Source organism: Bradyrhizobium sp. WSM4872 (genome assembly GCF_055811715.1).
Map to the genome: position 1 here is coordinate 51,848 of NZ_JBVVPT010000021.1, position 25,167 is coordinate 77,014.

At 64.5% G+C, this 25,167-nt stretch carries 21 protein-coding genes; 14 read left to right on the top strand and 7 right to left on the bottom strand.

Annotated features, from left to right (window positions below):
- Positions 1 to 282 precede the first annotated feature (282 nt).
- Positions 283 to 885, bottom strand: a complete 603-nt coding sequence (ccmA, locus tag AC0L3C_RS24915) for a heme ABC exporter ATP-binding protein CcmA (protein ID WP_473264756.1) — start codon at positions 883 to 885, stop codon at positions 283 to 285.
- A 242-nt stretch (positions 886 to 1,127) separates the two neighbouring features.
- Between ccmA and acnA the strand changes: the two genes are divergently transcribed.
- The 3 genes from acnA (at position 1,128) to AC0L3C_RS24930 (ending at position 5,771) form a co-directional block, all read left to right on the top strand.
- Positions 1,128 to 3,848, top strand: a complete 2,721-nt coding sequence (gene acnA, locus AC0L3C_RS24920) for an aconitate hydratase AcnA (protein ID WP_473264757.1) — start codon at positions 1,128 to 1,130, stop codon at positions 3,846 to 3,848.
- A 234-nt stretch (positions 3,849 to 4,082) separates the two neighbouring features.
- A complete protein-coding gene (locus AC0L3C_RS24925) occupies positions 4,083 to 4,859 on the top strand; it encodes a DUF1223 domain-containing protein (RefSeq protein ID WP_473264758.1) in 777 nt (258 codons plus the stop codon).
- Between the two features lie 543 nt (positions 4,860 to 5,402).
- Complete coding sequence (locus AC0L3C_RS24930; RefSeq protein ID WP_007598853.1) at positions 5,403 to 5,771, top strand: DUF2794 domain-containing protein; 369 nt, start codon at positions 5,403 to 5,405, stop codon at positions 5,769 to 5,771.
- A gap of 7 nt (positions 5,772 to 5,778) precedes the next feature.
- Here the strand turns inward: AC0L3C_RS24930 and AC0L3C_RS24935 are convergent, their stop codons facing one another.
- The 4 genes from AC0L3C_RS24935 to AC0L3C_RS24950 form a co-directional block, all read right to left on the bottom strand.
- Positions 5,779 to 6,309 carry a GNAT family N-acetyltransferase gene (locus AC0L3C_RS24935; protein ID WP_247461358.1) on the bottom strand — a complete coding sequence of 177 codons (531 nt, stop codon included), beginning with the start codon at positions 6,307 to 6,309 and terminating at the stop codon, positions 5,779 to 5,781.
- Positions 6,310 to 6,534: 225 nt separating this feature from the next.
- The gene (locus AC0L3C_RS24940; protein WP_007598855.1) at positions 6,535 to 7,326 is read right to left on the bottom strand and encodes a Bax inhibitor-1/YccA family protein; all 792 of its coding nucleotides are present in this window, start codon (positions 7,324 to 7,326) and stop codon (positions 6,535 to 6,537) included.
- A gap of 270 nt (positions 7,327 to 7,596) precedes the next feature.
- Entirely contained in the window at positions 7,597 to 10,167 is a 2,571-nt protein-coding gene (locus AC0L3C_RS24945; RefSeq protein WP_473409196.1) for an ABC transporter permease, read from the bottom strand.
- Positions 10,164 to 10,886 carry an ABC transporter ATP-binding protein gene (locus AC0L3C_RS24950; RefSeq protein WP_007604314.1) on the bottom strand — a complete coding sequence of 241 codons (723 nt, stop codon included), beginning with the start codon at positions 10,884 to 10,886 and terminating at the stop codon, positions 10,164 to 10,166. Before AC0L3C_RS24950 ends, AC0L3C_RS24945 begins: the two co-directional genes overlap by 4 nt.
- A 55-nt stretch (positions 10,887 to 10,941) precedes the next feature.
- Here AC0L3C_RS24950 and AC0L3C_RS24955 point away from each other — a divergent pair, with 55 nt between their 5' ends.
- Together AC0L3C_RS24955 and thpR are read left to right on the top strand one after the other, a co-directional pair.
- Complete coding sequence (locus AC0L3C_RS24955; protein WP_473409216.1) at positions 10,942 to 11,589, top strand: arylesterase; 648 nt, start codon at positions 10,942 to 10,944, stop codon at positions 11,587 to 11,589.
- A gap of 175 nt (positions 11,590 to 11,764) precedes the next feature.
- Complete coding sequence (gene thpR / locus AC0L3C_RS24960) at positions 11,765 to 12,301, top strand: RNA 2',3'-cyclic phosphodiesterase (RefSeq protein WP_007598862.1); 537 nt, start codon at positions 11,765 to 11,767, stop codon at positions 12,299 to 12,301.
- 17 nt (positions 12,302 to 12,318) lie between these two features.
- Here thpR and AC0L3C_RS24965 read toward each other — a convergent pair whose 3' ends face one another.
- Both AC0L3C_RS24965 and AC0L3C_RS24970 read right to left on the bottom strand, forming a co-directional pair.
- A complete protein-coding gene (locus AC0L3C_RS24965) occupies positions 12,319 to 12,723 on the bottom strand; it encodes a type II toxin-antitoxin system VapC family toxin (protein ID WP_473264763.1) in 405 nt (134 codons plus the stop codon).
- Entirely contained in the window at positions 12,723 to 12,977 is a 255-nt protein-coding gene (locus AC0L3C_RS24970; protein ID WP_106945563.1) for a type II toxin-antitoxin system VapB family antitoxin, read from the bottom strand. Before AC0L3C_RS24970 ends, AC0L3C_RS24965 begins: the two co-directional genes overlap by 1 nt.
- 192 nt (positions 12,978 to 13,169) lie before the next feature.
- Between AC0L3C_RS24970 and zapE the strand changes: the two genes are divergently transcribed.
- The 9 genes from zapE (at position 13,170) to lpdA (ending at position 25,144) form a co-directional block, all read left to right on the top strand.
- On the top strand, positions 13,170 to 14,354 hold the full coding sequence (zapE, locus tag AC0L3C_RS24975; protein WP_473264764.1) for a cell division protein ZapE: 1,185 nt from the start codon (positions 13,170 to 13,172) through the stop codon (positions 14,352 to 14,354).
- A gap of 202 nt (positions 14,355 to 14,556) precedes the next feature.
- The gene (gene mdh / locus AC0L3C_RS24980) at positions 14,557 to 15,525 is read left to right on the top strand and encodes a malate dehydrogenase (protein ID WP_007598869.1); all 969 of its coding nucleotides are present in this window, start codon (positions 14,557 to 14,559) and stop codon (positions 15,523 to 15,525) included.
- A 216-nt stretch (positions 15,526 to 15,741) separates the two neighbouring features.
- On the top strand, positions 15,742 to 16,938 hold the full coding sequence (gene sucC, locus AC0L3C_RS24985; protein WP_027566399.1) for an ADP-forming succinate--CoA ligase subunit beta: 1,197 nt from the start codon (positions 15,742 to 15,744) through the stop codon (positions 16,936 to 16,938).
- Between the two features lie 4 nt (positions 16,939 to 16,942).
- Positions 16,943 to 17,422 carry a DUF1579 family protein gene (locus AC0L3C_RS24990; RefSeq protein WP_007598873.1) on the top strand — a complete coding sequence of 160 codons (480 nt, stop codon included), beginning with the start codon at positions 16,943 to 16,945 and terminating at the stop codon, positions 17,420 to 17,422.
- A 34-nt stretch (positions 17,423 to 17,456) separates the two neighbouring features.
- A complete protein-coding gene (gene sucD / locus AC0L3C_RS24995) occupies positions 17,457 to 18,341 on the top strand; it encodes a succinate--CoA ligase subunit alpha (protein WP_007598874.1) in 885 nt (294 codons plus the stop codon).
- 137 nt (positions 18,342 to 18,478) lie between these two features.
- Positions 18,479 to 21,448 (top strand): 2-oxoglutarate dehydrogenase E1 component, encoded by a 2,970-nt coding sequence (locus tag AC0L3C_RS25000; RefSeq protein WP_473409197.1) that lies wholly within the window; start codon positions 18,479 to 18,481, stop codon positions 21,446 to 21,448.
- A 183-nt stretch (positions 21,449 to 21,631) separates the two neighbouring features.
- Positions 21,632 to 22,876 (top strand): 2-oxoglutarate dehydrogenase complex dihydrolipoyllysine-residue succinyltransferase, encoded by a 1,245-nt coding sequence (gene odhB, locus AC0L3C_RS25005; protein WP_473264766.1) that lies wholly within the window; start codon positions 21,632 to 21,634, stop codon positions 22,874 to 22,876.
- Positions 22,877 to 22,928: 52 nt separating this feature from the next.
- Positions 22,929 to 23,690, top strand: coding sequence for an SDR family oxidoreductase (locus tag AC0L3C_RS25010; protein WP_473409198.1), 762 nt, complete (start codon positions 22,929 to 22,931; stop codon positions 23,688 to 23,690).
- Positions 23,691 to 23,746: 56 nt separating this feature from the next.
- Positions 23,747 to 25,144, top strand: coding sequence for a dihydrolipoyl dehydrogenase (lpdA, locus tag AC0L3C_RS25015; RefSeq protein WP_473281568.1), 1,398 nt, complete (start codon positions 23,747 to 23,749; stop codon positions 25,142 to 25,144).
- The last annotated feature ends 23 nt before the right edge of the window (positions 25,145 to 25,167 follow it).

The window sequence follows — 25,167 nt, forward strand, 5'->3', positions numbered from 1 at the left end:
TGGGGGTGCGCCGTCCCGGGCCGCGCCGGCCGCACGCCCCGGCCGCGCCCCCCGCCCCCCCGCCCCCCCCCCCCCGGGGGGGGGGGGGGGCGGGGGAGAGGGGTAGCCGCGGGAGAGATGGTTGTTGGGTCCGTGGCGCCAGCAACAGAGCGCCCGCCTGCCGACCGCTAGAACCGAGAGAGTGCGCCGCGTGGCACCCCCCTCCCTGACCCTCCCCCACAAGGGGGGAGGGAACGGAGAGGGCGGAGCCAAGCCGCTTGGAAAACTGAGGGTCAACGGGAATCATGCCATCCCCCCGATCCGCAGCTCCCGCGAATCGATCCCGAGTGGGGCGTGGGTGGCGGCGATGATCAGGCCGCCGCGGCTGAGGTGCTCGCGCATCAATCCGGAGAACATGTCCTGTCCCGCGACATCCAGCGCCGTGGTCGGCTCATCCAATAGCCAGACCGGTCGGCGGACTGTCAGCAGGCGGGCCAGCGAGAGCCGGCGGCGCTGGCCGGCGGACAGGAAGGCGGCGGGCAGATCGGCGGCATGGTCGAGCCCGACGATGGCGAGGCTCTCGCCGGCGTCGAAACGCTCTCCGCCGAGGAAATCGGCCCAGAATGTCAGATTCTCGGCCACGCTCAGGGCCGGCTTCAGGGCGTCGCGATGGCCGAGATAGTGGCACTGCTCCGGCAATGTCAGCTCGGCGTCGCCTCCGGCCAGCGCGATCGTGCCGCCCGCCGGAATGAGCAGGCCTGCGATCAGCCGCAGCAGCGAGGTCTTGCCCGATCCGTTGCGGCCGACGACCGCCACGGCTTCGCCGGAGCCGGCCCCGAAATCGAGCCCGGAAAACACCTCGCGGCCGCCCCGCACGCATGTGACCCCATGTCCGGAAAGCTGCATCTCGCCTCGTACCAACCCGCTCAACGTCAGGCCTCAGGAAAACTTGCGGTAGCGCATGGGAATTTTTGGCTCGCGGATTGCTGCGGCACGTTTGTGGCTGTGGCGGCCCGGTTAGAAAGCTTCTATAAGCCCGGAACTACTTGATGCAGCAACTCAACCTGCCCCTGCAAGCGACTCAGCCTGCCTACGCTGACGGTGTTAAAATACCCTGCCGGGTATAACTAACAATTGGGATTTCCTACATGACCTCGCTCGACAGCTTCAAATGCAAAAAGACCCTCAAGGTCGGCGCCAAGACCTATGTCTATTACAGCCTGCCCACGGCCGAGAAGAATGGTCTGAAGGGAATTTCGAAACTCCCCTACTCGATGAAGGTTTTGCTCGAGAACCTGCTCCGCAACGAGGACGGCCGCTCGGTCAAGAAGGCAGACATCGTCGCGGTGTCGAAATGGCTGCGCAAGAAGTCGCTGGAGCATGAGATCGCCTTCCGCCCGGCGCGCGTGCTGATGCAGGACTTCACCGGCGTTCCCGCCGTGGTCGACCTCGCCGCGATGCGCAACGCGATGCAGAAGCTCGGCGGCGATGCCGAGAAGATCAATCCGCTGGTGCCGGTCGACCTCGTCATCGACCACTCCGTGATCGTGAACTTCTTCGGGGACAATAAGGCCTTCGGCAAGAACGTCACGGAGGAATACAAGCAGAACCAGGAGCGCTACGAGTTCCTGAAATGGGGCCAGAAGGCGTTCTCGAACTTCTCCGTCGTGCCGCCCGGCACCGGCATCTGCCACCAGGTCAATCTCGAATATCTCTCCCAGACGGTCTGGACCAAGAAGGAGAAGATGACGGTCGGCAAGAAGACCGGCACCTTCGAGGTCGCCTATCCCGACTCGCTGGTCGGCACCGATTCCCACACCACCATGGTCAACGGTCTCGCCGTGCTCGGCTGGGGCGTCGGCGGCATCGAGGCCGAAGCCTGCATGCTCGGCCAGCCGCTGTCGATGCTGCTGCCCAACGTCGTCGGCTTCAAGCTGAAGGGCGCGATGAAGGAAGGCGTCACAGCGACCGACCTCGTGCTGACCGTGACGCAGATGCTGCGCAAGCTCGGCGTCGTCGGCAAGTTCGTCGAGTTCTTCGGCCCCGGCCTCGACCATCTCTCGGTCGCCGACAAGGCGACCATCGCCAACATGGCGCCCGAATATGGCGCGACCTGCGGCTTCTTCCCGGTCGATGCCGCTGCACTCGATTATCTCAAGACCTCCGGCCGCGCCTCGGCGCGCGTCGCGCTGGTGCAGGCCTATGCGAAGGCGCAAGGGCTGTTCCGCACCGCCAAGTCGGCCGATCCGGTGTTCACGGAGACGCTGACGCTCGACCTCGGTGACGTCGTGCCGTCGATGGCCGGTCCGAAGCGCCCCGAGGGCCGGATTGCGCTGCCGTCCGTGGCCGAGGGCTTCTCGCTCGCGCTCGCCAGCGAATACAAGAAGGCCGAGGAGCCGGCGAAGCGCTTTGCCGTCGACGGCAAGAAGTTCGACATCGGCCATGGCGACGTCGTGATCGCCGCGATCACCTCCTGCACCAACACCTCGAACCCGAGCGTGCTGATCGGCGCCGGTCTGCTGGCGCGCAACGCCGCCGCGAAGGGCCTCAAGGCAAAGCCGTGGGTGAAGACCTCGCTGGCCCCGGGCAGCCAGGTGGTGGCGGCCTATCTCGCCGATTCCGGTCTCCAGGCCGATCTCGACAAGGTCGGCTTCAACCTGGTCGGCTTCGGCTGCACCACCTGCATCGGCAATTCCGGTCCGCTGCCCGAGGAGATCTCGAAGTCGATCAACGACAACGGCATCGTCGCGGCTGCCGTGCTCTCCGGCAACCGCAACTTCGAAGGCCGCGTCTCGCCGGACGTGCAGGCGAACTATCTGGCCTCGCCGCCGCTCGTGGTCGCCCACGCGCTCGCGGGCACCGTCACCAAGAACCTCGCCGTCGAGCCCCTCGGTGAAGGCAAGGACGGCAAGCCGGTGTACCTCAAGGACATCTGGCCGACGACCAAGGAGATCAACGCCTTCATGAAGAAGTTCGTGACCGCGTCGATCTTCAAGAAAAAGTATGCCGACGTGTTCAAGGGCGACACCAACTGGCGCAAGATCAAGACCGTCGAGAGCGAGACCTATCGCTGGAACATGAGTTCGACCTATGTGCAGAACCCGCCCTATTTCGAAGGCATGAAGAAGGAGCCGGAGCCGGTCACCGACATCGTCGAGGCCCGCATCCTCGCCATGTTCGGCGACAAGATCACCACCGACCACATCTCGCCGGCCGGTTCGATCAAGCTCACCTCGCCCGCGGGCAAATATCTCAGCGAGCACCAGGTGCGTCCGGCCGACTTCAATCAGTACGGCACGCGCCGCGGCAACCACGAAGTCATGATGCGCGGCACCTTCGCCAACATCCGCATCAAGAACTTCATGCTGAAGGGCGCCGACGGCAATATTCCGGAAGGCGGTCTCACCAAGCACTGGCCCGACGGCGAGCAGATGTCGATCTACGACGCCGCGATGAAATATCAGCAGGAGCAGGTGCCATTGGTGGTGTTCGCCGGCGCCGAATACGGCAATGGCTCCTCGCGCGACTGGGCCGCGAAGGGCACCCGTCTGCTCGGCGTCCGTGCCGTGATCTGCCAGAGCTTCGAGCGCATCCACCGCTCCAACCTGGTCGGCATGGGCGTGCTGCCGCTGACCTTCGAGGACGGCACCTCTTGGTCGTCGCTCGGCCTGAAGGGCGACGAGAAGGTCACGCTGCGCGGCCTCGTCGGAGAGCTCAAGCCGCGCCAGAAGCTGACCGCGGAGATCGTCTCCGGCGACGGTTCGCTGCAGCGCGTTTCGCTGCTCTGCCGCATCGATACGCTGGACGAGCTCGAATACTACCGCAACGGCGGCATCCTGCACTACGTGCTGCGCAAGCTCGCGGCGTAAGCGCGGACTTGTGAACGGTGGCTCACTGCGAAGTGAGTAGTAGGTTACACGAAGGCGGCCTATCACAAGGCCGCCTTCACGCGTTTGCGGCAGGCTTCAGATGGGCCCGCCCGGCGGAGAACCTCACGCTTTGGACGGTTACTTTGGCGGACGAAAGTGCGAGGCCCGTAAGACTACGGTGACCATCCGGCGGTAAGATTTCCCTCTCACGAGCAATGGTGTGCGGCGTTCGACATGACAATAATGACGGCTTCTCATCTGGTTTCACGCTGGTCCGGCGCCCTCTGGTCGGGAGCCCTTGGTCTCTGTGCTATCGTCGCCGTCATTCGTCCTGCCGAAGCTGATCCCCGCGCCGTTGTCGAATTGTTTACCTCGCAGGGCTGCTCCTCCTGCCCGCCGGCCGACAAGATCATCGGCGACCTCTCCCGCGATCCCTCGATCATCGCGCTGAGCATGCCGATCGACTATTGGGACTATCTCGGCTGGAAGGACACATTGGCCGATTCGCGCTTCTCTGCACGGCAGCGTGCCTATTCACGCATGCGCGGCGACCGCGAAGTCTACACGCCGCAGGTCGTGGTGAACGGCTCCACGCATGTCGTCGGCAGCGACCGCACCGGCATCGAAAGCGCCATCGGCAAAACCGACAAGGGCACGGGCGTGATGAGCGTGCCGGTGACGATGTCGCTCGCGGGCAAGCAGATCAACGTCTCGGTGGCCGCGAGCAACGAGCCGACGGCGTCCCACGGCGAGGTCTGGATCTGCTCGATTGCGAAGTCGGTGCCGATCGCGATCAGCCGCGGCGAAAATCGCGGACAGCAGGTGATCTATCACAACGTGGTGCGCAACCTGCTGAAGGTCGGCGACTGGACCGGCCGCCCGGAAAGCTGGACGGTGCCGATCGAGAACCTCACGCGCGACGGCGTCGACGGTGCCGTGGTCTATGTCCAGGACGGCAGCCGGGAAAAGCCGGGGCCGATGCTGGGCGCGGCGTATACGTCGCTGCACTGACGCGCAGCGCACTCAAGATCATCTCAAGACAACTTGTCTCTCGTCATTCCGGGGCGCGCGAAGCGCGAACCCGGAATCCATCGATCCACCATCCGAGCTGAGAAATGGATTCCGGGCTCGCGCCAAGAGGAGCGCCCGGAATGACAGCGAGTGAGAAACATCCCGACACAAACAAAAAAGGACCAACTCGCGTTGGCCCTCCTTGTCGTGCGAACAGACCCGATCCTGACGGCCCCGGGGGGCTGGGGGCTGAGGAATCCGGAACCGAAAGGACCGGGTCAACGCACATAGGTCTTTTCGCAATGCAGGGCGGCAGTCGCTTGGCGGAAAAGCGGCGACACTATGATTCCTGCTAACGATCCCGTGACGGTTTGCCGCGACAGAGTTCCACCGCTGCGTGTATGCGGATTGCTCCGGATTCCAGAGCCCTTTCGAGGGCCTTGCGGTGGGGAACAGTTGGCGCGATCATGCAACTGTCATGATCCGCGGTTCCGGGGACGGTCTTCGCGGACGCGGTCATGCTGATGCGACAGGAGGCGGCCTATGAGTCTGTCGGAGGATGCCGATCCGAGCGAACAGCGCGCGGCGGCGCGCCCCGCCGCTTCGAATGCGCAACTGAGCCGGGTGACGTTCAACCGGCTCGAGCTGCATCGTATTCTCAATCTGTACGGCCGGATGGTCGCGGACGGCGAGTGGCGCGACTACGCCATCGACTTCCTCAGGGATCGCGCCGTGTTCTCGGTCTTTCGCCGCGCCTCGGAAGTGCCGATCTATCGTATCGAAAAGGATCCGCGCCTTGCGCGCAAGCAGGGCATGTACAGCGTGATCTCGGCGACGGGCTTGATCCTGCGCCGCGGCCACGAGCTGGAGCGCGTGCTCCTGGTGATCGATCGCAAATTGGCGGTGGTTTGAGGAAGCTTTACTTCTCCGGCACCGTAGTCGCGCCCTCACCAAGATCGCGCTGCATCATCACCGTGTCCAGCCAGCGGCCGAATTTCAGCCCGACGCTCGGATGCGTGCCGATCATCCTGAAGCCGCCCTTGGTGTGCACGCCGATCGAGCCGGCATTGGCGGAATCGCCGATCACCGCGATCATCTGGCGGAAGCCGCGCGCTTCGCATTCGACGATCAGCCGCTCCAGCAGGAGCGCGCCGATGCCGCGGCGGTGGAAGGACGGATCGAGATAGATCGAGTTCTCGACCGTGAAGCGGTAGGCCGGCCGTGGCCGGTAGGCACCGGCATAGGCGTAGCCGGCGACGCGCCCGTCGAGGATGGCGACGAAATAGGGATAGCCGCCGTCGATCAGCGTGCGGTAGCGGCGCGTCATCTCGGTAAGGTCAGGCGGCTCCAGCTCGAACGTCGCGGTGCCCTCGCGGACGGCTTGCTGGTAGATGGCGGTGATGGCGGGGAGGTCGGCCTCAAGGGTGGGCCTGATTTCGGGTGCGGACATGGGGCAAGATTAAAGCCTTACCGGGACCGCTGGAAGAGGCGAAACGGCCTCTCCACGTGGTCATTGCGAGCGAAGCGAAGCAATCCAGGAATGCGTCCGTGGAGGGACTCTGGATTGCTTCGGCGCAAGAGCTCCTCGCAATGACGGTGGTTGAGGGAACATCACGCCCAAACAAAAACCCCGGCCTTTCGGCCGGGGCTGGTGTCGTTCGCTCTGGTCTGACGCTTAGTCGCGCTGGCCGAGCAGCTGCAGGAGCAGCGTGAACAGGTTGATGAAGTTCAGGTACAGCGACAGCGCGCCGGTGATGGCCGCACGCTCTGCGATGTCACCGCCGGCCGAGGCGTAGCCGTAGATGTAGTCGTTCTTCAGCCGCTGGGTATCCCACGCGGTGAGGCCCGCGAACACCAGCACGCCGACCACCGACACGACGAACTGCAGCACCGAGCTCGCCAGGAACAGGTTCACCAGGCTCGCGATGACGATGCCGATCAGGCCCATGAACAGGAACGAACCCATTCCGCTCATGTCACGCTTGGTGGTGTAGCCGTAGAGGCTGAGCGCGCCGAAGGTCGCCGCGGTGATGAAGAACACCCGCACGATCGAGGTGTGCGTGAACACCAGGAAGATCGAGGACAGCGAGACGCCCATCAGCGCCGCGAACACCCAGAACAGGATCTGGGCGGTCGAGGGAGCGAGACGGTTGATGCCCGCCGAGATCACGAACACCATGGCGAGCGGCGCGAGCATGAACAGCCACTTCAGGGGGCTGACGAACATCGCGTAGCCGAACGGCGTCAGGAACAGCTTGCCGACGCGGACGGCTTCCGGGGTCGGAACGTCCGTCACGGCGGCCATGTAGACGCCGAGCGCGGCAAGGCCGGTGATGGCCAGGCCGATGCTCATGTAGTTGTAGATGCGCAGCATGTAGGCGCGCAGGCCGGCATCGACCGTCGCGGCGTCAACACGCCCGGCGGCCCTGCCGAAAGGAGAAGCGTAATTGCGGTCTAGGTCCGACATGGTCGAATTCCCGTTGGTTGGTCCGGTCCGGCATGAGGGTCGCCATGCCGCCGGTTCGTCAAACTCTATCTCGGATACCGATGTCTGCCGACTAAATTTTGGCTAACAATCGGGGCTCCGAACCCACTCGATATGTGGGAAACTAACACATCCGCCGCAACCTTCCACGCGCGGCTGAATGTCGCCCTCGCCCGCAATCCTGGCGAGCAGACGTGGTTAATCGCCGGAATCGTGCGATTCCGCTCCCGCGCAGCCGCCCGCTACCATTTGTCACAAATTCCGCAACACCGTGGCGGGCTTTTTGTTCAATGCCAGCAGCGTGCCGGCGAGCCCGAGGCCGACCGTGACGACCAAGGCAGCCGCGACCACGCCGGCGGCGCTGCCGCCCTGCCAGACGAAAGTGAGGGTCATCAGCCGGGTCACGATCATCCAGGCCGCGACGCTGCCGGCTAGGACGCCGAACACCGCGGTGGCAAGCCCGATCAGAAGGTATTCGAGCGCATAGGCGCCGAGCAGCCGCAGCCGGGTCGCGCCCAGGGTCTTGAGGATCACCGCATCGTAGACCCTGTGACGATGGCCGGCGGCGAGCGCGCCGCCTAACACCAGGATCGCCGAGATCAGGGTCACCGCGCTGGCGCCGCGGATCGCCAGCGCAAGGTTGGTCACGACCGAGCCGACCGTCTCCATCACCTCGCGCACGCGCACGCTCGTCACCATCGGATAGGCGTCAGCGACCTCCCTGATGATCTTGCCGTCGCCGGCCGCATCGCCGCCGGTTTCCGTCAGCGTCGCGATATGGGTGTGCGGGGCGCCCTTGAATGCGTTCGGCGAGAACACGAGGACGAAATTGATGCCGAGGCCCTGCCAGTCGATGGTGCGCAGATTGCTGATCTTCGCGGGGATGTCGCGGCCGAGGATATTCACCACGACCTCGTCGCCGAGCTTGAGGCCCAGGCCGTCCGCGATCTTCTTCTCCATCGAAACCAGCGGCGGGCCGGCATAATCGGCGCTCCACCATTCGCCCTCGACCACCTTGGAGCCCTTCGGCAGCTCGGCGGTATAGGTCAGGCCACGGTCGCTCTGCAGCACCCACTCGGAATCGGTGCTGGGCTTGAGCTCCTCGGCGCGGACGCCACGGGCTCCGACGATGCGCCCGCGCAGCATCGGCACGTCATCGACCTTCGCGCCGGGGGCGATCTGGCGCAGATACGTGTCGAACTGCTCGGCCTGCGTGCTCGGAATGTCGATGAAGAAGAACGACGGTGCGTGCTCGGGCAGTGCCGCCAGGAACTGCCGGCGCAGATTGCCGTCGATCTGGGTGATGGTGACGAGCACGGCCAGTCCGAGCCCCAGCGACAGCACGACCGAGGGCGTCAGCGCGCCCGGCCGGTGGATGTTGGCGATCGCAAGTCGCAGCATCGGCCAGCGCGTGCGCGGCAGCCGCCGGGCGATCGTCATCAACAGCGCGGCAATGCCGCGCAGCAGCGCGAACACGACCACGGAGGAGGCCACGAACACCGCGGCGATGCGCTTGTCGAAGGACAGCCCGATCACGACCGCGATGAGCAGCGCGATCACGACAGCCATGAAGACGAGATAACTCCAGCGTGGCCGATGCCATTCGGAGCTGATGGTGTCGCGGAACAGGGCGGCCACCGGCACGTCGTGCACGCGGCCGAGCGGCCACAGGCCGAAGGCAAGCGCCGTGAGCAGCCCGTAGACGAACGACAGCGCGAGCTCGTCGGCATGCACCGCCGGCACCACCGGCAGCGGCAGCAGCTTGCCGAACAGGCCGACGATCGCGAACGGCATGGCGGCGCCGAGCGCGAGGCCGATCAGCGACCCGATCGCGGCGAGCAGGAGAACCTGGGCGAGATAGATGCCGAACACGTCGCGCCCCGTGGCGCCGACGGCCTTGAAGGCCGCGATCACCTCGAGCTTGTGGTCGACATGGGCCTTGACGGCATTGGCGACGCCGACGCCGCCGACCAGTAGCGCGGCGAGGCCGACCAGCGTCAGGAACTGCGTGAAGCGGTTGATGTTGCGCTCGAGCTGCGGCGAGGCATTGGAGCGGCTGCGGACCTCCCAGCCGGCCTGCGGCGCGGCGTTGCGCGCGTCCGCGATGAAGGCGTCGGTGGCGCGCTCGCTATTGGCGATCTCCGGCAGCTTCACACGGTAGACCCAGCGCACCAGGCTGCCGGGCTGGACCAGCCCTGTGGCGCGAAGCCCCGCTTCGCTGATCAGGAAGCGCGGGCCGAAGCCGATGCCGCCGGCGAGCTTGTCGGGCTCGGCTTCGACGGCGCTGCGGATCTGGAACGTGGCAGACCCCACGGTGACGCGATCGCCGGTCTTGAGCGACAGCCGCGCCAGCAGCGTCGGATCGGCGGCCGCGCCGAACGCGCCGTCGCGCTCCGCCAGCAGATCCGACATCGGCAGCGGCGGCGCCAGCGTCAGCTGGCCCAGCATCGGATAGGTGTCGTCGACCGCCTTCATCTCGACCAGCGCCAGCTTGCCCTCGGTCGAGCGCGCCATGCCGCGCAGAGTGGCGGCGCTCGAGACGGTGCCGCGCGAACGCAGGAAGGCGACTTCCTCCGGCTTCGCTTCACGCTGAAACAGGACGAACGACACGTCGCCGCCGAGCAGCGTACGGCCCTCGCGGGCGAGGCCGTCGCTCAGGCTGGCGGAGACCGAGCCGACGCCCGCGATGGCCATGACGCCGAGCGCGATGCAGGCAATGAAGACGTAGAAGCCGCGCAGGCCGCCGCGCAATTCGCGCAGCGCGTAGCGCAGCGACAGCGCGATGCCGTTGGGCTTCGCGAACGGTTCGGCAGCGATGCTCATGCCGGCGCCGACTGCGTGTCGATGCGGCCGGAGCGCAGGCGGATCACGCGATCACAGCGATGTGCGAGCGACGAATCGTGCGTGACCAGCACCAGCGTCATGCCGCGCTCGGCATGCTTGCTGAACAGGAGGTCGACGATCTGTTGGCCCGTGGCTTCGTCGAGATTGCCGGTCGGCTCGTCGGCCACGAGGATAGCGGGATCGGGTGCCAGCGCGCGGGCCAGCGCCACGCGCTGCTGCTCGCCGCCGGAAAGCTGCGTCGGATAATGATGCAGACGGTCGCCGAGCCCGACCGATTGCAGCTCCTGCGCCGCGCGCTTTGCGGCGTCGGGATTGCCCGCAAGCTCAAGCGGCACCGCGACGTTCTCCAGCGCGGTCATGGTCGGGATCAAATGGAAGGACTGGAAGACGATGCCGACCTGGCGGCCGCGGAAGCGGGCCAGCGCGTCCTCGTCGAGGGCATTGAAAGGCGTGCCGCTGACCACCACCTCTCCGCTATCAGGACGTTCCAGCCCCGCCATCACCATCAGCAGCGTGGATTTGCCCGAGCCTGACGGGCCGATCAGGCCGATCGTTTCGCTCCGGCCCACGCGCAGGCTGATATCCTTGAGAATGTGAACGCGTGCCGCGCCCGTGCCCAATGACAGATTGACGTTGGAGATGGCGATGGTGTCCGCCGAACTGTCGGCGAGCGAAGAGGAAGAGATGCGAGTGTCCATGGTCCGGTCATATGGCAACTCCGCACGCGCGGTCGAGAGGCGTTACGGATTGTTCATGCACATAGCCGTGTTGATGTTCGCTTTGATGACGGTCGCAAATCCGGCATGGGCTCCCGCATGGGCCGAGGCGGCGAAACCGATCAAGCTGGTGGTTCTCGGCGATTCCTTGAGCGCCGGCCTCGGCCTCCCGGCCCCGGAAGCGTTCCCCACAAAGCTTCAAAAATCTTTGCAAGACAAAGGCATAGCGGTCGACATGACCAATGCCGGGGTATCCGGCGACACCTCCTCGGGTGGCCGTGACCGGCTCGACTGGTCGGTCCCCGAGGGAACCGACGGTGTGATCATCGAGCTCGGCGCCAACGATGCGCTGCGCGGCATCGATCCCGCTTTGACCCGCGCTGCGCTCAGCGAGATCGTCCAGCGCCTCAAGGCACGCAAGATCGCGGTGATGCTGTGCGGCATGCTGGCGCCGCCGAATTACGGCGCGGATTATGCCGCGCGCTTCAATTCGATTTATCCGGATCTGGCGAAGAAATTCGGCGTGCCGCTCTATCCTTTTTTTCTCGACGGTGTCGCGGCCGATGCCAAACTCAACCAGGCCGACGGCATTCACCCGACCGCGCCCGGCGTCGATATCATCGTCAGGAATATCTTGCCCACGGTTGAGGCATTTCTTGGCACCATAGCTGAGCAACGGCGTTGAAAAGCAAGCAACGCCGACCGTAATTCCCAGGGTTTTACCGGGGTGAGGCGCGCGATGCTTCGCAGAGTCACACAACTGCGATAGGAATTGAGGTACCGGTGATTCGTCGCCGGCTCTAAAATTTGGATATGATCTTTCCCATGGGATCATGCCCAAGCATCGGGAGTGCGAAACGATGCCGCGTTTGTTCACTGGTCTGGAAATTCCGGCCGAGATTGGCCAGTCGCTTTCCAATTTGCGGGGCGGCCTTCCCGGCGCCCGCTGGATCGATCCCGAAAATTACCACGTCACACTGCGCTTCATCGGCAATATCGACGGCATGTCCGCCAACGAAATCGCCTCGATGCTGTTTCGCGTCGACCGCAAGCCGTTCGAGGTGAAGGTGCAGGGTTTGCAGAGTTTCGGCGGACGCAAGCCGCGCGCGGTGGTCGCCACCATCGTGCCGAGCAAGCCGCTGATGGAATTGCAGGCCGAGCTCGAGCGCCTGATGCAGCGGATCGGCCTCGACCCTGAGGGCCGCAAGTTCATCCCGCATGTCACGCTGGCCCGTCTGCACGACGCCACCGACCGTGACGTCGCCGATTATCTCTCGCTGCGCGGCTATTTTCCCAGCAAGGCGTTCACGGCCGAACGGTTCGTGCTGTTCTCGTCCCGCGCCTCCACCGGCGGCGGCCCCTATGTGGTCGAGGACGCCTACGAGCTGTGTGAGTGAGTCTTCGTTGCGTCGCGCTATCGCGGCGGGGCCACGCCGGGTCGGGCGACGTCGGTCTTCGCGAAGTCCGCGCCCTTGAACAGCAGCGGCTCACTGCGAGTCGTCGCTAGCGCGTAGGAAAAGCAGTCGCCATAGTTCAGCGACGCGGCGTGACGTCCCTTGCCGTAGCGACGCCAGGCGCGCCGTGCCGCATCGGCTTGTCGTGCATCGACCGGCACGATCTCGGCGCCGATCTTGACGAGCCAGAGATCGAACTCGCGCCCGCCCCCGTCACCTAGCCGTGTCTCGATCACCATCGTCGCTTCAAGCACCGTTGCCGCGGAGATCAGGCGGATCGGATCGTTCACGATCAGTCGCTCGATGTCCGCTGCATCGTCTTCGTTGAGCGCAATTGCAACGATCGCCGATGTGTCGATCACCATCAGCGCGGCAATCCATGCGCGTCGTATCCGAGAATTTCCTCAGGCGTGCGGTTATCCAAGACGCGCATTTCGCTCCAGCGCCGCCTGATCTCGGCCATGTCTTGAAGCAGCGCGTCTTTGTGAGCTTGACCGCCGAGCCGGCGTAATCGCTCTTCGATGGCGCGCTTGGTCGCCGTCGTGATGTTCTCGCCGGTCAATTGCGCCAGACTCCGCGCCAATTGCTCCGTTTCGGGGTCTTTGATGCTAAGGGCCATGCCGAGGTTCCTGGGTGCCTTAATAGGTATATTCTAGCCCGGCCGAGCGCAACAATAGATACTGGTGGCGACCTAGCGCCCATACTTCGCGCTTCGACGCATGCAGGCGACCCTGTCCGCGAAAGGCCGGGCGCATAAGCCTTTGCGCCAATACGGAGTTGCAATTTCCACTCATCTCTGGCGGTAAAGAGCATGCTCTCGACCCCCAGTTCCTCATTTCGCGAGGCCTATCAGGCCCAGATCGCGTCCGGCGCGATCGAGCCCGATGCCGCCCAGGCCGAAATTGCCGACGCCTATGCGGCGCTCGATCAGCGGCTCGCCGACTACAAGCCGGCGCGCAAGCAGGGCCTGCTCAGCCGCCTGTTCAGCAGCGACAAGGACGAGGCGCCGCACGGGCTCTACGTCCATGGCGAGGTCGGTCGCGGCAAGACCATGCTGATGGATCTGTTCTTCCAGCACTCGACCGTCGAGCACAAGCGGCGCGCGCATTTCCACGAATTCATGGCCGAGGTGCACGAGCGCATCTACGATTTTCGCCAGGGCATCGCGCGCGGCGAGATCGCCGACGGCGACGTCATCGCGCTGACCGCGCATGCGATCTTCGAGGAGAGCTGGCTGCTCTGTTTCGACGAATTCCACGTCACCGACATCGCGGACGCGATGATCCTCGGCCGCCTGTTCGCAAAGCTGCTGGAGCTCGGCACCGTGGTGGTCGCGACCTCCAACGTCGCGCCTGACGACCTCTACAAGGGTGGTCTGAACCGTTCGCTGTTCCTTCCCTTCATCAGGCAGATCACCGACCACATGGACGTGCTGCGGCTCGACGCGCGCACCGACTTCCGGCTGGAAAAGCTTCAGGGCGTGCCGATGTGGCTGACGCCGGCAGACACTGAGGCGGACGCCGCGCTCGACCGCGCCTGGTCGAAGATGTCAGGCGGCGCCAAATGCAAGTCGCGGGATATTTCGATCAAGGGCCGCATCCTGCACGTGCCGTGCTCGGCCCACGGCGTGGCGCGCTTCGCGTTCGCCGATCTCTGCGAGAAGCCGCTCGGGGCATCGGACTATCTCTGGCTGGCGCACGATTATCACACCATCCTGGTCGACCATATTCCAGTGATGGACATCTCCCAGCGCAACGCCGCCAAGCGCTTCATCACGCTGATCGACACGCTCTATGACAATGCCGTGAAGCTGATGGCCTCGGCCGATGCCAACCCGATCTCGCTCTATCTTGCCAACGAGGGCAACGAGGCCAACGAGTTCAAGCGCACCGCCTCGCGCCTGATCGAAATGAGCTCGGAATCCTATTTGGCGCTGCCCCACGGCCGCAAGGATTCCACCGCCAGCGGCTCGACCAAAGGTTTGGTTGAGACTTAAAGGGTCTGGTCGAGACTTAAGTCCTATTTGCCAGCGCTGTCATTCCGGGCTCGGCGCTTCCCAAGCCCCGGAATGACGGGGATCCGCTTGAATACGCGGCAAGCCCGACAATTGGGCAACCCGTGACTTGAACGGGGGAGGCGAAAGGGATAACCACCCGTCTCAGTTTTCCCCTCCTTACGTGTCTAAAGGACAGGCTCACATGGCGCGCGACAAAATTGCTTTGATTGGCTCCGGTCAGATCGGCGGAACGCTGGCTCATCTCATCGGCCTGAAAGAGCTGGGCGACGTGGTGATGTTCGACATCGCCGAGGGCGTGCCGCAGGGCAAGGCGCTCGACATCGCGCAGTCCTCGCCGGTCGACGGCTTTGACGCGCACTACACCGGCGCCAACTCCTACGAGGCGCTCGACAACGCAAAGGTCTGCATCGTCACCGCCGGCGTGCCGCGCAAGCCCGGCATGAGCCGCGACGACCTCCTCTCCATCAACCTCAAGGTCATGGAACAGGTCGGCGCCGGCATCAAGAAGTACGCCCCCGACGCCTTCGTCATCTGCATCACCAACCCGCTCGACGCGATGGTCTGGGCGTTGCAGAAGGCTAGCGGCCTGCCGCACAAGAAGGTCGTCGGCATGGCCGGCGTGCTGGATTCGTCGCGCTTTCGCTACTTCCTGGCCGACGAGTTCAACGTTTCGGTCGAAGACGTCACCGCCTTCGTGCTGGGCGGCCATGGCGACACCATGGTGCCGCTGGTAAAATACTCCACCGTCGCCGGCATCCCGCTGCCCGATCTCGTCAAGATGGGTTGGACCTCGCAGGCGCGCCTCGACGAGATCGTCGACCGCACCCGCAACGGCGGCGCCGAGATCGTCAACCTGCTCAAGACCGGCTCGGCCTTCTACGCGCCGGCGGCTTCCGCGATCGCGATGGCCGAGAGCTATCTGCGTGACAAGAAGCGCGTGCTGGCCTCGGCCGCCTATTTGAACGGCGAATACGGCGTGAAGGACATGTATGTCGGCGTGCCCGTCGTGATCGGCTCCAAGGGCGTCGAGCGCGTCGTCGAGATCGAGCTCGTCGGCAAGGACCGCGAAGCCTTCGACAAGTCGGTCGGCGCGGTGCAGGGTCTGGTTGACGCCTGCAAGAAGATCGCACCCGACCTTCTGGGCCGCTAAGGTCAAACATTCCGCCGAAGACCGAAACCCGGTCTTCGGCGGTTTCATTTCCGGGGTCCGCCAAACCTTGTTTAAGGTTGGGGCGGGTCCTGGTCCGCAAGTCCAGAGATCGATGTTAGAGAATCCGGGTTGCAGTTCCTGTGGTATATGGTATGCCAGCCACAAGACTGAGGTGGGCCTACGAGGTCACCGCCCGCGGGTTCAGGGAGCGACCATATGAATATCCATGAATATCAGGCCAAAGCGCTGCTGAACGAGTTCGGCGTCGCGATCTCCAAGGGCGTTCCGGTCCTGAAGGCGGCCGATGCGGACGCGGCGGCAAAGGCCCTCCCGGGCCCGGTCTGGGTGGTGAAGAGCCAGATCCACGCCGGCGGCCGCGGCAAGGGCAAGTTCAAGGAAGCATCCGCCGGCGACAAGGGCGGCGTGCGCATCGCCAAGTCGGCCGCGGAGGTTTCCGAATTCGCCAAGCAGATGCTCGGCGCCACGCTCGTCACCATCCAGACCGGCCCCGCCGGCAAGCAGGTCAACCGCCTCTACATCGAGGACGGCTCCGACATCGACAAGGAATTCTACCTCTCGATCCTGGTCGACCGCGAGACCTCCCGCGTCTCCTTCGTGGTCTCGACCGAGGGCGGCGTCAACATCGAGGACGTCGCGCACAATACGCCTGAGAAGATCGTGACCTTCTCGATCGATCCCGCGACCGGCATCATGGGCCATCACGGCCGCACCGTTGCTAACGCGCTGAAACTCTCCGGCGATCTCGCCAAGCAGGCCGAGAAGCTCACCGCGCAGCTCTATGCGGCGTTCGTCGCCAAGGACATGTCGATGCTGGAGATCAACCCGCTGGTCGTGACCAAGCAGGGCCAGCTCCGCGTGCTCGACGCCAAGGTGTCGTTCGACGACAACGCCCTGTTCCGTCACCCCGAGGTGCTCGCGCTGCGCGACGAGACCGAGGAAGACGCCAAGGAAATCGAAGCGTCGAAATACGACCTCAACTACGTCACCCTCGACGGCAATATCGGCTGCATGGTCAACGGCGCCGGCCTCGCGATGGCGACGATGGACATCATCAAGCTCTACGGCATGGCACCGGCGAACTTCCTCGACGTCGGCGGCAGCGCCAGCAAGGAAAAGGTCGCGGCCGCCTTCAAGATCATCACCGCGGATCCCAACGTGAAGGGCATCCTGGTCAATATCTTCGGCGGCATCATGAAGTGCGACGTGATCGCCGAAGGCGTGACCGCTGCGGTTCGTGAAGTCGGCCTCAGCGTGCCGCTGGTGGTTCGCCTCGAAGGCACCAATGTCGAGCTGGGCAAGAAGATCATCCGTGAATCCGGCCTGAACGTGGTGCCGGCCGACAATCTCGACGACGCCGCGCAGAAGATCGTGAAGGCGGTCAAGGGAGGCTGAGGCCATGACCCAGGACCATCTCGCTGCATCATCCCCGCTGCCGGAGCACGCGCGCCTTGCCGCGTTCGCCGGTGAATGGAATGGCGAAGAGGTGGTCTTTCCGTCGCGATGGACGGAGGGCGGGACAGCGACCTCTCACGTCGTGGCCCACATGGATCTCAATGGCTTCTATCTGATCCAGGACTCGGTCCAGACCCGCGACGGCAAGCAGAGCTTCGCCACCCACGGCATCTTCACCTTCGACCGCGAAGACCGGACCTATAAATTGTTCTGGTACGATTCGCTCGGCTACACGCCGCCCTCGCCCGCCTCCGGCGGGTGGGTCGGCAAGACCCTGACGCTGGTGCGCGGCTCGCTGCGAGGCAATGCGCGCCACGTCTATGAAATCATCGACGACGATTCCTATTCGTTGAAGATCCAGTTCTCGCCGGACGCGGAAGGCTGGGCCGACGTGCTCACCGGCGTCTACCGCCGCATCCACTGACCTCTCACTCGTTAGTTTCGCGAAAGCAGACCTCATGTCCATCCTGATCGACAAGAACACCAAGGTCATCTGCCAGGGCTTTACCGGCAAGAACGGCACCTTCCACTCGGAGGCCGCGATTGCCTATGGCACCAAGATGGTCGGCGGCACTTCGCCGGGCAAAGGCGGCGCGACGCATCTGGGCCTGCCGGTGTTCGACACCGTGCGCGAGGCGCGTGAGAAGACCGGCGCCGATGCATCGGTGATCTACGTGCCGCCGCCGGGCGCGGCCGATGCGATCTGCGAAGCCATCGATGCCGAGATCCCGCTGATCGTCTGCATCACGGAAGGTATCCCGGTCATCGACATGGTCAGGGTGAAGCGTTCGCTGGCCGGTTCCAAGTCGCGCCTGATCGGGCCGAACTGCCCGGGCGTCATGACCGCCGGCGAGTGCAAGATCGGCATCATGCCGGCCAACATCTTCAAGACCGGCAGCGTCGGCATCGTCTCGCGCTCGGGGACGCTGACCTACGAAGCCGTGTTCCAGACCACCCAGGAAGGCCTCGGCCAGACCACCGCGGTCGGCATCGGCGGCGATCCGGTCAAGGGAACCGAGTTCATTGACGTGCTGGAAATGCTGCTCGGCGACCCCAAGACCGAGTCGATCATCATGATCGGCGAGATCGGCGGCTCCGCCGAGGAGGACGCCGCCCAGTTCCTTAAGGACGAAGCCAAGCGCGGCCGCCAGAAGCCGATGGTCGGTTTCATCGCCGGTGTCACGGCCCCTCCCGGCCGCCGCATGGGCCACGCCGGCGCGATCATTTCGGGCGGAAAGGGTGACGCCGGTTCCAAGACCGACGCGATGAAATCGGCAGGAATTACAGTGTCCCCGTCTCCCGCCCGCCTTGGGCACACGCTTGCCGAAAAATTGAAAGCCTGATTCACACCTTCGTAATTTTCCGGGCGAAGTTTCGCAGCAAATAGGGTAAATGGTGCCTGTCGCGCTGGTCCTCTGCCGGGGAGCCCAGCGCCAGCGCCGTTTGTTATGCGCGAACCGAAATCGCCAGGAACTCAAGCATGTCTCGCCAAGACGCGAACGCAGCCTTTGCCCTCTCTTCCTTTTTGCAGGGCACCAACGCCACCTACATCGACGAAATCTACGCCCGCTACGAGAAGGACCCGTCCTCAGTCGACACTGAGTGGCAGGAATTCTTCAAGAGCCTCAACGACCAGCCGGGCGACATCAGCAAGAACGCCCAGGGCCCGTCCTGGGAGCGCGCCAACTGGCCGCTGATCCCGCAGGACGATCTGACCTCCGCGCTCGACGGCAATTGGGCGGAAGTCGAGAAGACGGTCGGCGCCAAGATCGCCGCCAAGGCCCAGGCCAAGGGTGGCGACAAGGCCGGCGGCCTCTCCTCCGCCGACCTGCTCCAGGCCACCCGCGACTCGGTCCGGGCGCTGATGCTGATCCGCTCCTACCGCATGCGCGGCCACTTCCACGCCAAGCTCGATCCGCTCGGCATCGAAGCCCAGCGCAATCGCGAAGAGCTCGATCCGCGGACCTACGGCTTCAGCGAAGCCGATTTCGACCGCAAGATCTTCCTCGACCATGTGCTCGGTCTCGAATACGCCAACTTGCGCGAAATCACCGCGATCTGCGAGCGCACCTACTGCCAGACGCTCGGCGTCGAGTTCATGCACATCACCAACGCGGCGCAGAAGGCCTGGATCCAGGAGCGCATCGAGGGGCCGGACAAGGAAATCTCCTTCACCCGCGAAGGCCGCCGCGCCATCCTGATGAAGCTGGTCGAAGCCGAAGGCTTCGAGAAATTCTGCGACACCAAGTTCACCGGCACCAAGCGCTTCGGCCTGGACGGTGCTGAATCGCTGATCCCCGCGCTCGAGCAGATCATCAAGCGTGGCGGCAATCTCGGCGTGAAAGAAGTCGTGCTGGGCATGCCGCATCGTGGCCGCCTCAACGTGCTGACCCAGGTGATGGGCAAGCCGCACCGCGCGCTGTTCCACGAGTTCAAGGGCGGTTCGGCCAATCCTGATGCGGTCGAAGGCTCGGGCGACGTCAAGTATCACCTCGGCGCGTCCTCGGATCGCGAGTTCGACGGCAACCGCATCCATCTGTCGCTGACCGCCAACCCCTCACATCTCGAGATCGTCGATCCCGTGGTGCTCGGAAAAGTCCGCGCCAAGCAGGATCAGCACGGCGATCCGCCGGATATGCGCATCTCGGTGATGCCGCTCCTGATGCACGGCGACGCAGCCTTTGCGGGCCAAGGCGTGGTCGCGGAATGTTTCGGCCTGTCGGACCTGAAGGGCTACCGCACCGGCGGCTCCGTGCACTTCATCGTCAACAACCAGATCGGCTTCACCACCTATCCGCGTTATTCGCGTTCGTCGCCGTATCCGTCCGACGTGGCGAAGATGATCGACGCGCCGATCTTCCACGTCAACGGCGACGATCCGGAAGCCGTCGTGTTCGCGGCCAAGGTCGCGACCGAGTTCCGGCAGAAATTCCACAAGCCCGTCGTCATCGACATGTTCTGCTACCGCAGGCATGGCCATAACGAGGGCGATGAGCCGGCTTTCACCCAGCCGGTGATGTACAAGAAGATCGCGGCCCATCCGTCGACGCTCGAGCTCTACGCCCGCCGTCTCATCAGCGAAGGCGTGCTGACCGAGGGCGAGGTCGAGAAGGCCAAGGCCGACTGGCGCGCGCGGCTCGATGCCGAGCTCGAAGCCGGCTCCGGCTACAAGCCCAACAAGGCCGACTGGCTCGACGGCAAATGGGCCGGCTTCAAGATCGCGGATCAGGAAGAAGACGCGCGGCGTGGCGTTACCGGCGTCGACATCGCCGCACTGAAGGACATCGGCCGCAAGATCACCAAGGTGCCGGATGGTTTCCGCGTCCATCGCACCATCCAGCGCTTCCTCGAAAACCGCGCCAGGGCGATCGACGGCGGCACGGGCATCGACTGGGCGACCGGCGAGGCGCTGGCGTTCTGCACGCTGCTCAACGAGAACCACCATGTCCGCCTGTCCGGGCAGGATTCGGAGCGCGGCACCTTCTCGCAGCGCCACTCGGTCCTGATCGACCAGGAAGACGAGAGCCGCTACACGCCGTTCAACCATCTCGGTCACGAGCAGGGCCATTACGAGGTCATCAACTCGCTGCTGTCGGAAGAAGCCGTGCTCGGCTTCGAGTACGGCTACTCGCTCGCCGAGCCGAACACGTTGACCCTGTGGGAAGCGCAGTTCGGCGATTTCGCCAACGGCGCGCAGGTCGTGTTCGACCAGTTCATCTCCTCGGGTGAGCGCAAATGGCTGCGCATGTCCGGCCTCGTCTGCCTCCTGCCGCACGGCTATGAGGGCCAGGGACCGGAGCACTCCTCGGCGCGTCTGGAGCGTTATCTCCAGATGTGCGCAGAAGACAACATGCAGGTGGTGTATCCGACCACGCCGGCGAACTACTTCCACGTGCTGCGTAGGCAGCTCCATCGCGAGATCCGCAAGCCGCTGATCGTGATGACGCCGAAGTCGCTGCTGCGTCACAAGCGGGCGGTCTCGCGTCTCGAGGAGCTCGCGAAGGGAACGACCTTCCATCGCATCCTCTATGACGACGCCCAGATGCTGCCGGGCGAAGCGGTCAAACTCGTTCCCGACGAGAAGATCCGCCGCATCGTGCTGTGCTCGGGCAAGGTCTATTACGACCTCTACGAGGAGCGCGAGAAGCGCGGGATGGACGACATCTACCTGATGCGCATCGAGCAGCTCTATCCGGTGCCGCTCAAGGCGCTGGTGGCCGAGCTGTCGCGCTTCAAGAAGGCCGAAGTGGTGTGGTGCCAGGAAGAGCCCCGCAACATGGGGGCCTGGCACTTCATCGAGCCCTATCTGGAATGGGTGCTGAACCAGGTGAACGGTGTGAGCCGGCGTCCGCGTTATGTCGGCCGCGCCGCCTCCGCTGCGACCGCCACGGGTCTGATGTCCAAGCATCAGGCGCAGTTGAAGGCGTTCCTGGACGAAGCATTGAGCTGAGAAGTTTTTAGGACGCTGTCATCGCCCGCCTTGTGCGCAATTGCGCACTGGGGCGGGCGATCCAGTACGCCGTGACGGCCGTGATGACCACGAACGCCGCGGAGTACTGGATGCCCCGCCTTCGCGGGGCATGACACCTGTGAAATTCACGACCGCATTGGCGATCTCCTTAAGGAAAAGACCATGACTGAAATTCGTGTGCCGACCCTCGGCGAATCCGTCACCGAGGCCACCATCGGCCGCTGGTTCAAGAAGGCCGGCGATCCCGTCGCCGTCGACGAGCCCTTGGTGGAGCTCGAGACCGACAAGGTCACCATCGAAGTCCCGGCGCCTTCCGCCGGCACGCTGAGCGAGATCATCGCCGCAGATGGCACGACCGTTGCGGTCGGTGCGCTGCTCGGGCAGATCACCGAGGGCACGGCTGGCGTCGCAAAGACGCCCGCCAAGCCGGCTGCCGCGCCCGCGCCTGCTCCCGCCGCGGCGGCCCCAGCCGCCGCCCCCGCTGCCGCGAAAGCACCGCCGGCCGACTCTCCCCTCGCTCCCTCCGTGCGAAAGCTCTCGGCCGAGACCGGCATCGACGCCTCGACCGTTCCGGGCTCCGGCAAGGACGGTCGCGTCACCAAGGGCGACATGCTCGCCGCAATCGAGCGTGCGGCCTCGGCGCCGACCCCGGTCAACCAGCCCGCCGCCGCGGTTCAGGTTCGCGCACCCTCGCCGGCCGATGACGCCGCCCGCGAAGAGCGCGTCAAGATGACCCGGCTGCGCCAGACCATCGCGCGCCGGCTCAAGGACGTGCAGAACACCGCCGCCATGCTCACGACCTTCAACGAGGTCGACATGACCAACGTCATGGCGCTGCGTGCGCACTACAAGGATGCGTTCGAGAAGAAGCACGGCTCGAAGCTCGGCTTCATGGGCTTCTTCACCAAGGCCGTCGTGCAGGGACTGAAGGACATCCCGGCCGTCAACGCCGAGATCGACGGCACCGATCTGATCTACAAGAACTACTATCACATCGGCGTCGCCGTCGGCACCGACAAGGGCCTCGTCGTGCCCGTGGTGCGCGACTGCGACAACAAGTCGATCGCCGACATCGAGAAGGGCATCGCCGATTTCGGCCGCCGCGCCCGTGACGGCCAGCTCAAGATCGACGAGATGCAGGGCGGCACCTTCACCATCACCAACGGCGGCATCTACGGCTCGCTGATGTCGACCCCGATCCTGAACGCGCCGCAGTCCGGCATTCTCGGCATGCACAAGATCCAGGAGCGGCCGATGGTCGTCGGCGGCAAGATCGAGGTCCGCCCGATGATGTATCTCGCGCTGTCCTACGATCATCGCGTCATCGACGGCAAGGAAGCCGTGACCTTCCTGGTTCGCGTCAAGGAGAGCCTGGAAGATCCGGCGCGCCTGGTGCTCGATCTCTGATCCCTGATGCTCTGCGAGCGCCGTCGCCTTTCGCGACGGCGCGTGTCGAACCATGGAGGCGCGCGTGACCGATAAAGTCGTTGTCATCACCGGCGGCAGCCGCGGCATTGGCCGCGCGACCGCGATTGCGGCGGCCGCGCGCGGCTTCCGTGTCGTGGTCGGCTATGCCAGCAATAAGACGGCCGCCGACGAGGTGGTCGCCGAGATCGCTGCCAGCAACGGCAAGGCCATCGCGGTGAAATGCGACGTCGCCGAGGAAAGCGACATCCTGGCGCTGTTCAAGGCCGCAGACGCATTCGGCACGCTCGGCGCGCTCGTCAACAATGGCGGTATCGTCGGGACCAGTGGCGTGCGCGTCGATGAGATGTCGGCCGAGCGCATCCAGCGCGTGATGGCGGTCAACGTCACCGGCTCCATCCTCTGCGCGCGCGAAGCGGTGAAGCGGATGTCGACCAGGCACGGCGGCCAGGGCGGCGTCATCGTCAATCTGTCATCGGTTGCTGCCAAGCTCGGCGCGCCGAACACCTATGTCGACTATGCAGCGTCCAAGGGCGCGATTGATTCCTTCACCATCGGCCTCGGCTATGAGGTTGCCGGCGAGGGCATTCGCGTCGCGGGCATCCGCCCCGGCCTGATCGACACCGAAATCCACGCTGCCGGCGGTGAGCCCGACCGCGCCCATCGCCTGGCCCATATGGTGCCGATGAAGCGCGTCGGTACTGCCGATGAAGTTGCCAATGCCATCGTCTGGCTGATGTCGGACGATGCCTCCTACGTCACCTCAGCCATTCTCGATGTGTCCGGCGGACGCTGACGCGCCGCGCGGACGCTGACACATCCCTCAACGCTAAACTTACGGGACTTTCTCTCATGGCATACGATCTCGTCGTCATCGGCACCGGACCGGGCGGTTATGTCTGCGCGGTCCGTGCAGCGCAGCTCGGCATGAAAGTCGCCGTGGTCGAAAAGAACGCGACGCTCGGCGGCACCTGCCTCAATGTCGGCTGCATGCCGTCGAAGGCGCTGCTGCACGCCTCCGAAATGTTCGAGGAGGCCGGGCATTCCTTCGCCAAGATGGGCGTCAGCGTTTCCGCGCCGAAGCTCGATTTGCCTGCGATGATGAATTTCAAGCAGCAGGGCATCGACGGCAACGTCAAGGGTGTCGAGTTCCTGATGAAGAAGAACAAGATCGACGTGCTCAAGGGCGCCGGCAAGATTCTCGGCACCGGCAAAGTTGAAGTCTCCGCCGACGGCAAGTCGCAAATCATCGAAACCAAGAGCATCGTGATCGCCACCGGCTCGGACATCGCGCGTCTCAAGGGCATCGAGATCGACGAGACGCGCATCGTATCGTCGACCGGCGCGCTGTCGCTGGACAAGGTCCCCGGCAAGCTCTTGATCGTCGGCGCCGGCGTGATCGGCCTCGAGCTCGGCTCGGTCTGGCACCGTCTCGGCGCCGAAGTCGTCGTCGTCGAATTCCTCGACCGCATTCTGCCCGGCATGGACGGCGAGATCGCCAAGCAATTCCAGCGCATCCTGGAGAAGCAGGGCTTTGCGTTCAAGCTCGGTGCCAAGGTCACGGGCGTGGACGCCTCCGGCAAGACGCTGAAGGCGACGGTCGAGCCCGCCGCCGGCGGCGCTGCCGAGACGCTGGAAGCCGACGTCGTTCTCGTCTGTATCGGCCGTGTGCCGTATACGGAGGGGCTCGGCCTGAAGGAAGCCGGCGTTGCGCTCGACAATCGCGGCCGCGTGCAGATCGATCCGCACTTCGCCACCAGCGTGAAGGGCGTCTATGCGATCGGCGACGTCGTCGCGGGTCCGATGCTCGCGCACAAGGCCGAGGATGAAGGCGTCGCGGTTGCCGAGATCATCGCCGGGCAGGCCGGCCACGTGAACTACGATGTTATCCCCGGCGTCGTGTATACCACGCCGGAAGTATCCTCCGTCGGTAAAACCGAGGAGGAGCTGAAGCAGGCGGGCGTGGCTTATACCGTCGGGAAGTTTCCCTTTACCGCCAACGGCCGCTCCAAGGTCAACCAGACCACCGACGGCTTTGTGAAGATTCTCGCAGATGCGAAGACCGATCGCGTGCTCGGCGTGCACATAATCGGCCGCGAAGCCGGGGAAATGATCCACGAGGCGGCTGTTCTCATGGAGTTTGGCGGCAGCGCGGAGGATCTCGCGCGCACCTGCCACGCGCACCCGACCCGCTCGGAGGCCATCAAGGAGGCCGCGCTTGCAGTCGGCAAGCGGGCCATCCATATGTAGGTGGCGCCCAGCGCCGAATCGGG

Coding starts and splice junctions, on each gene's coding strand:
- odhB (WP_473264766.1), top strand. CDS start 21,632: ATGACTGAAATTCGTGTGCCGACCCTCGGCGAATCCGTCACCGAGGCC.
- thpR (WP_007598862.1), top strand. CDS start 11,765: ATGCCGCGTTTGTTCACTGGTCTGGAAATTCCGGCCGAGATTGGCCAG.
- AC0L3C_RS24945 (WP_473409196.1), bottom strand. CDS start 10,167: ATGAGCATCGCTGCCGAACCGTTCGCGAAGCCCAACGGCATCGCGCTG.
- AC0L3C_RS24970 (WP_106945563.1), bottom strand. CDS start 12,977: ATGGCCCTTAGCATCAAAGACCCCGAAACGGAGCAATTGGCGCGGAGT.
- AC0L3C_RS25000 (WP_473409197.1), top strand. CDS start 18,479: ATGTCTCGCCAAGACGCGAACGCAGCCTTTGCCCTCTCTTCCTTTTTG.
- sucD (WP_007598874.1), top strand. CDS start 17,457: ATGTCCATCCTGATCGACAAGAACACCAAGGTCATCTGCCAGGGCTTT.
- AC0L3C_RS24950 (WP_007604314.1), bottom strand. CDS start 10,886: ATGGACACTCGCATCTCTTCCTCTTCGCTCGCCGACAGTTCGGCGGAC.
- AC0L3C_RS24990 (WP_007598873.1), top strand. CDS start 16,943: ATGACCCAGGACCATCTCGCTGCATCATCCCCGCTGCCGGAGCACGCG.
- AC0L3C_RS24940 (WP_007598855.1), bottom strand. CDS start 7,326: ATGTCGGACCTAGACCGCAATTACGCTTCTCCTTTCGGCAGGGCCGCC.
- sucC (WP_027566399.1), top strand. CDS start 15,742: ATGAATATCCATGAATATCAGGCCAAAGCGCTGCTGAACGAGTTCGGC.
- AC0L3C_RS25010 (WP_473409198.1), top strand. CDS start 22,929: ATGGAGGCGCGCGTGACCGATAAAGTCGTTGTCATCACCGGCGGCAGC.
- AC0L3C_RS24930 (WP_007598853.1), top strand. CDS start 5,403: ATGAGTCTGTCGGAGGATGCCGATCCGAGCGAACAGCGCGCGGCGGCG.
- AC0L3C_RS24965 (WP_473264763.1), bottom strand. CDS start 12,723: ATGGTGATCGACACATCGGCGATCGTTGCAATTGCGCTCAACGAAGAC.
- zapE (WP_473264764.1), top strand. CDS start 13,170: ATGCTCTCGACCCCCAGTTCCTCATTTCGCGAGGCCTATCAGGCCCAG.
- mdh (WP_007598869.1), top strand. CDS start 14,557: ATGGCGCGCGACAAAATTGCTTTGATTGGCTCCGGTCAGATCGGCGGA.
- AC0L3C_RS24935 (WP_247461358.1), bottom strand. CDS start 6,309: ATGTCCGCACCCGAAATCAGGCCCACCCTTGAGGCCGACCTCCCCGCC.
- lpdA (WP_473281568.1), top strand. CDS start 23,747: ATGGCATACGATCTCGTCGTCATCGGCACCGGACCGGGCGGTTATGTC.
- ccmA (WP_473264756.1), bottom strand. CDS start 885: ATGCAGCTTTCCGGACATGGGGTCACATGCGTGCGGGGCGGCCGCGAG.
- AC0L3C_RS24925 (WP_473264758.1), top strand. CDS start 4,083: ATGACAATAATGACGGCTTCTCATCTGGTTTCACGCTGGTCCGGCGCC.
- acnA (WP_473264757.1), top strand. CDS start 1,128: ATGACCTCGCTCGACAGCTTCAAATGCAAAAAGACCCTCAAGGTCGGC.
- AC0L3C_RS24955 (WP_473409216.1), top strand. CDS start 10,942: ATGCACATAGCCGTGTTGATGTTCGCTTTGATGACGGTCGCAAATCCG.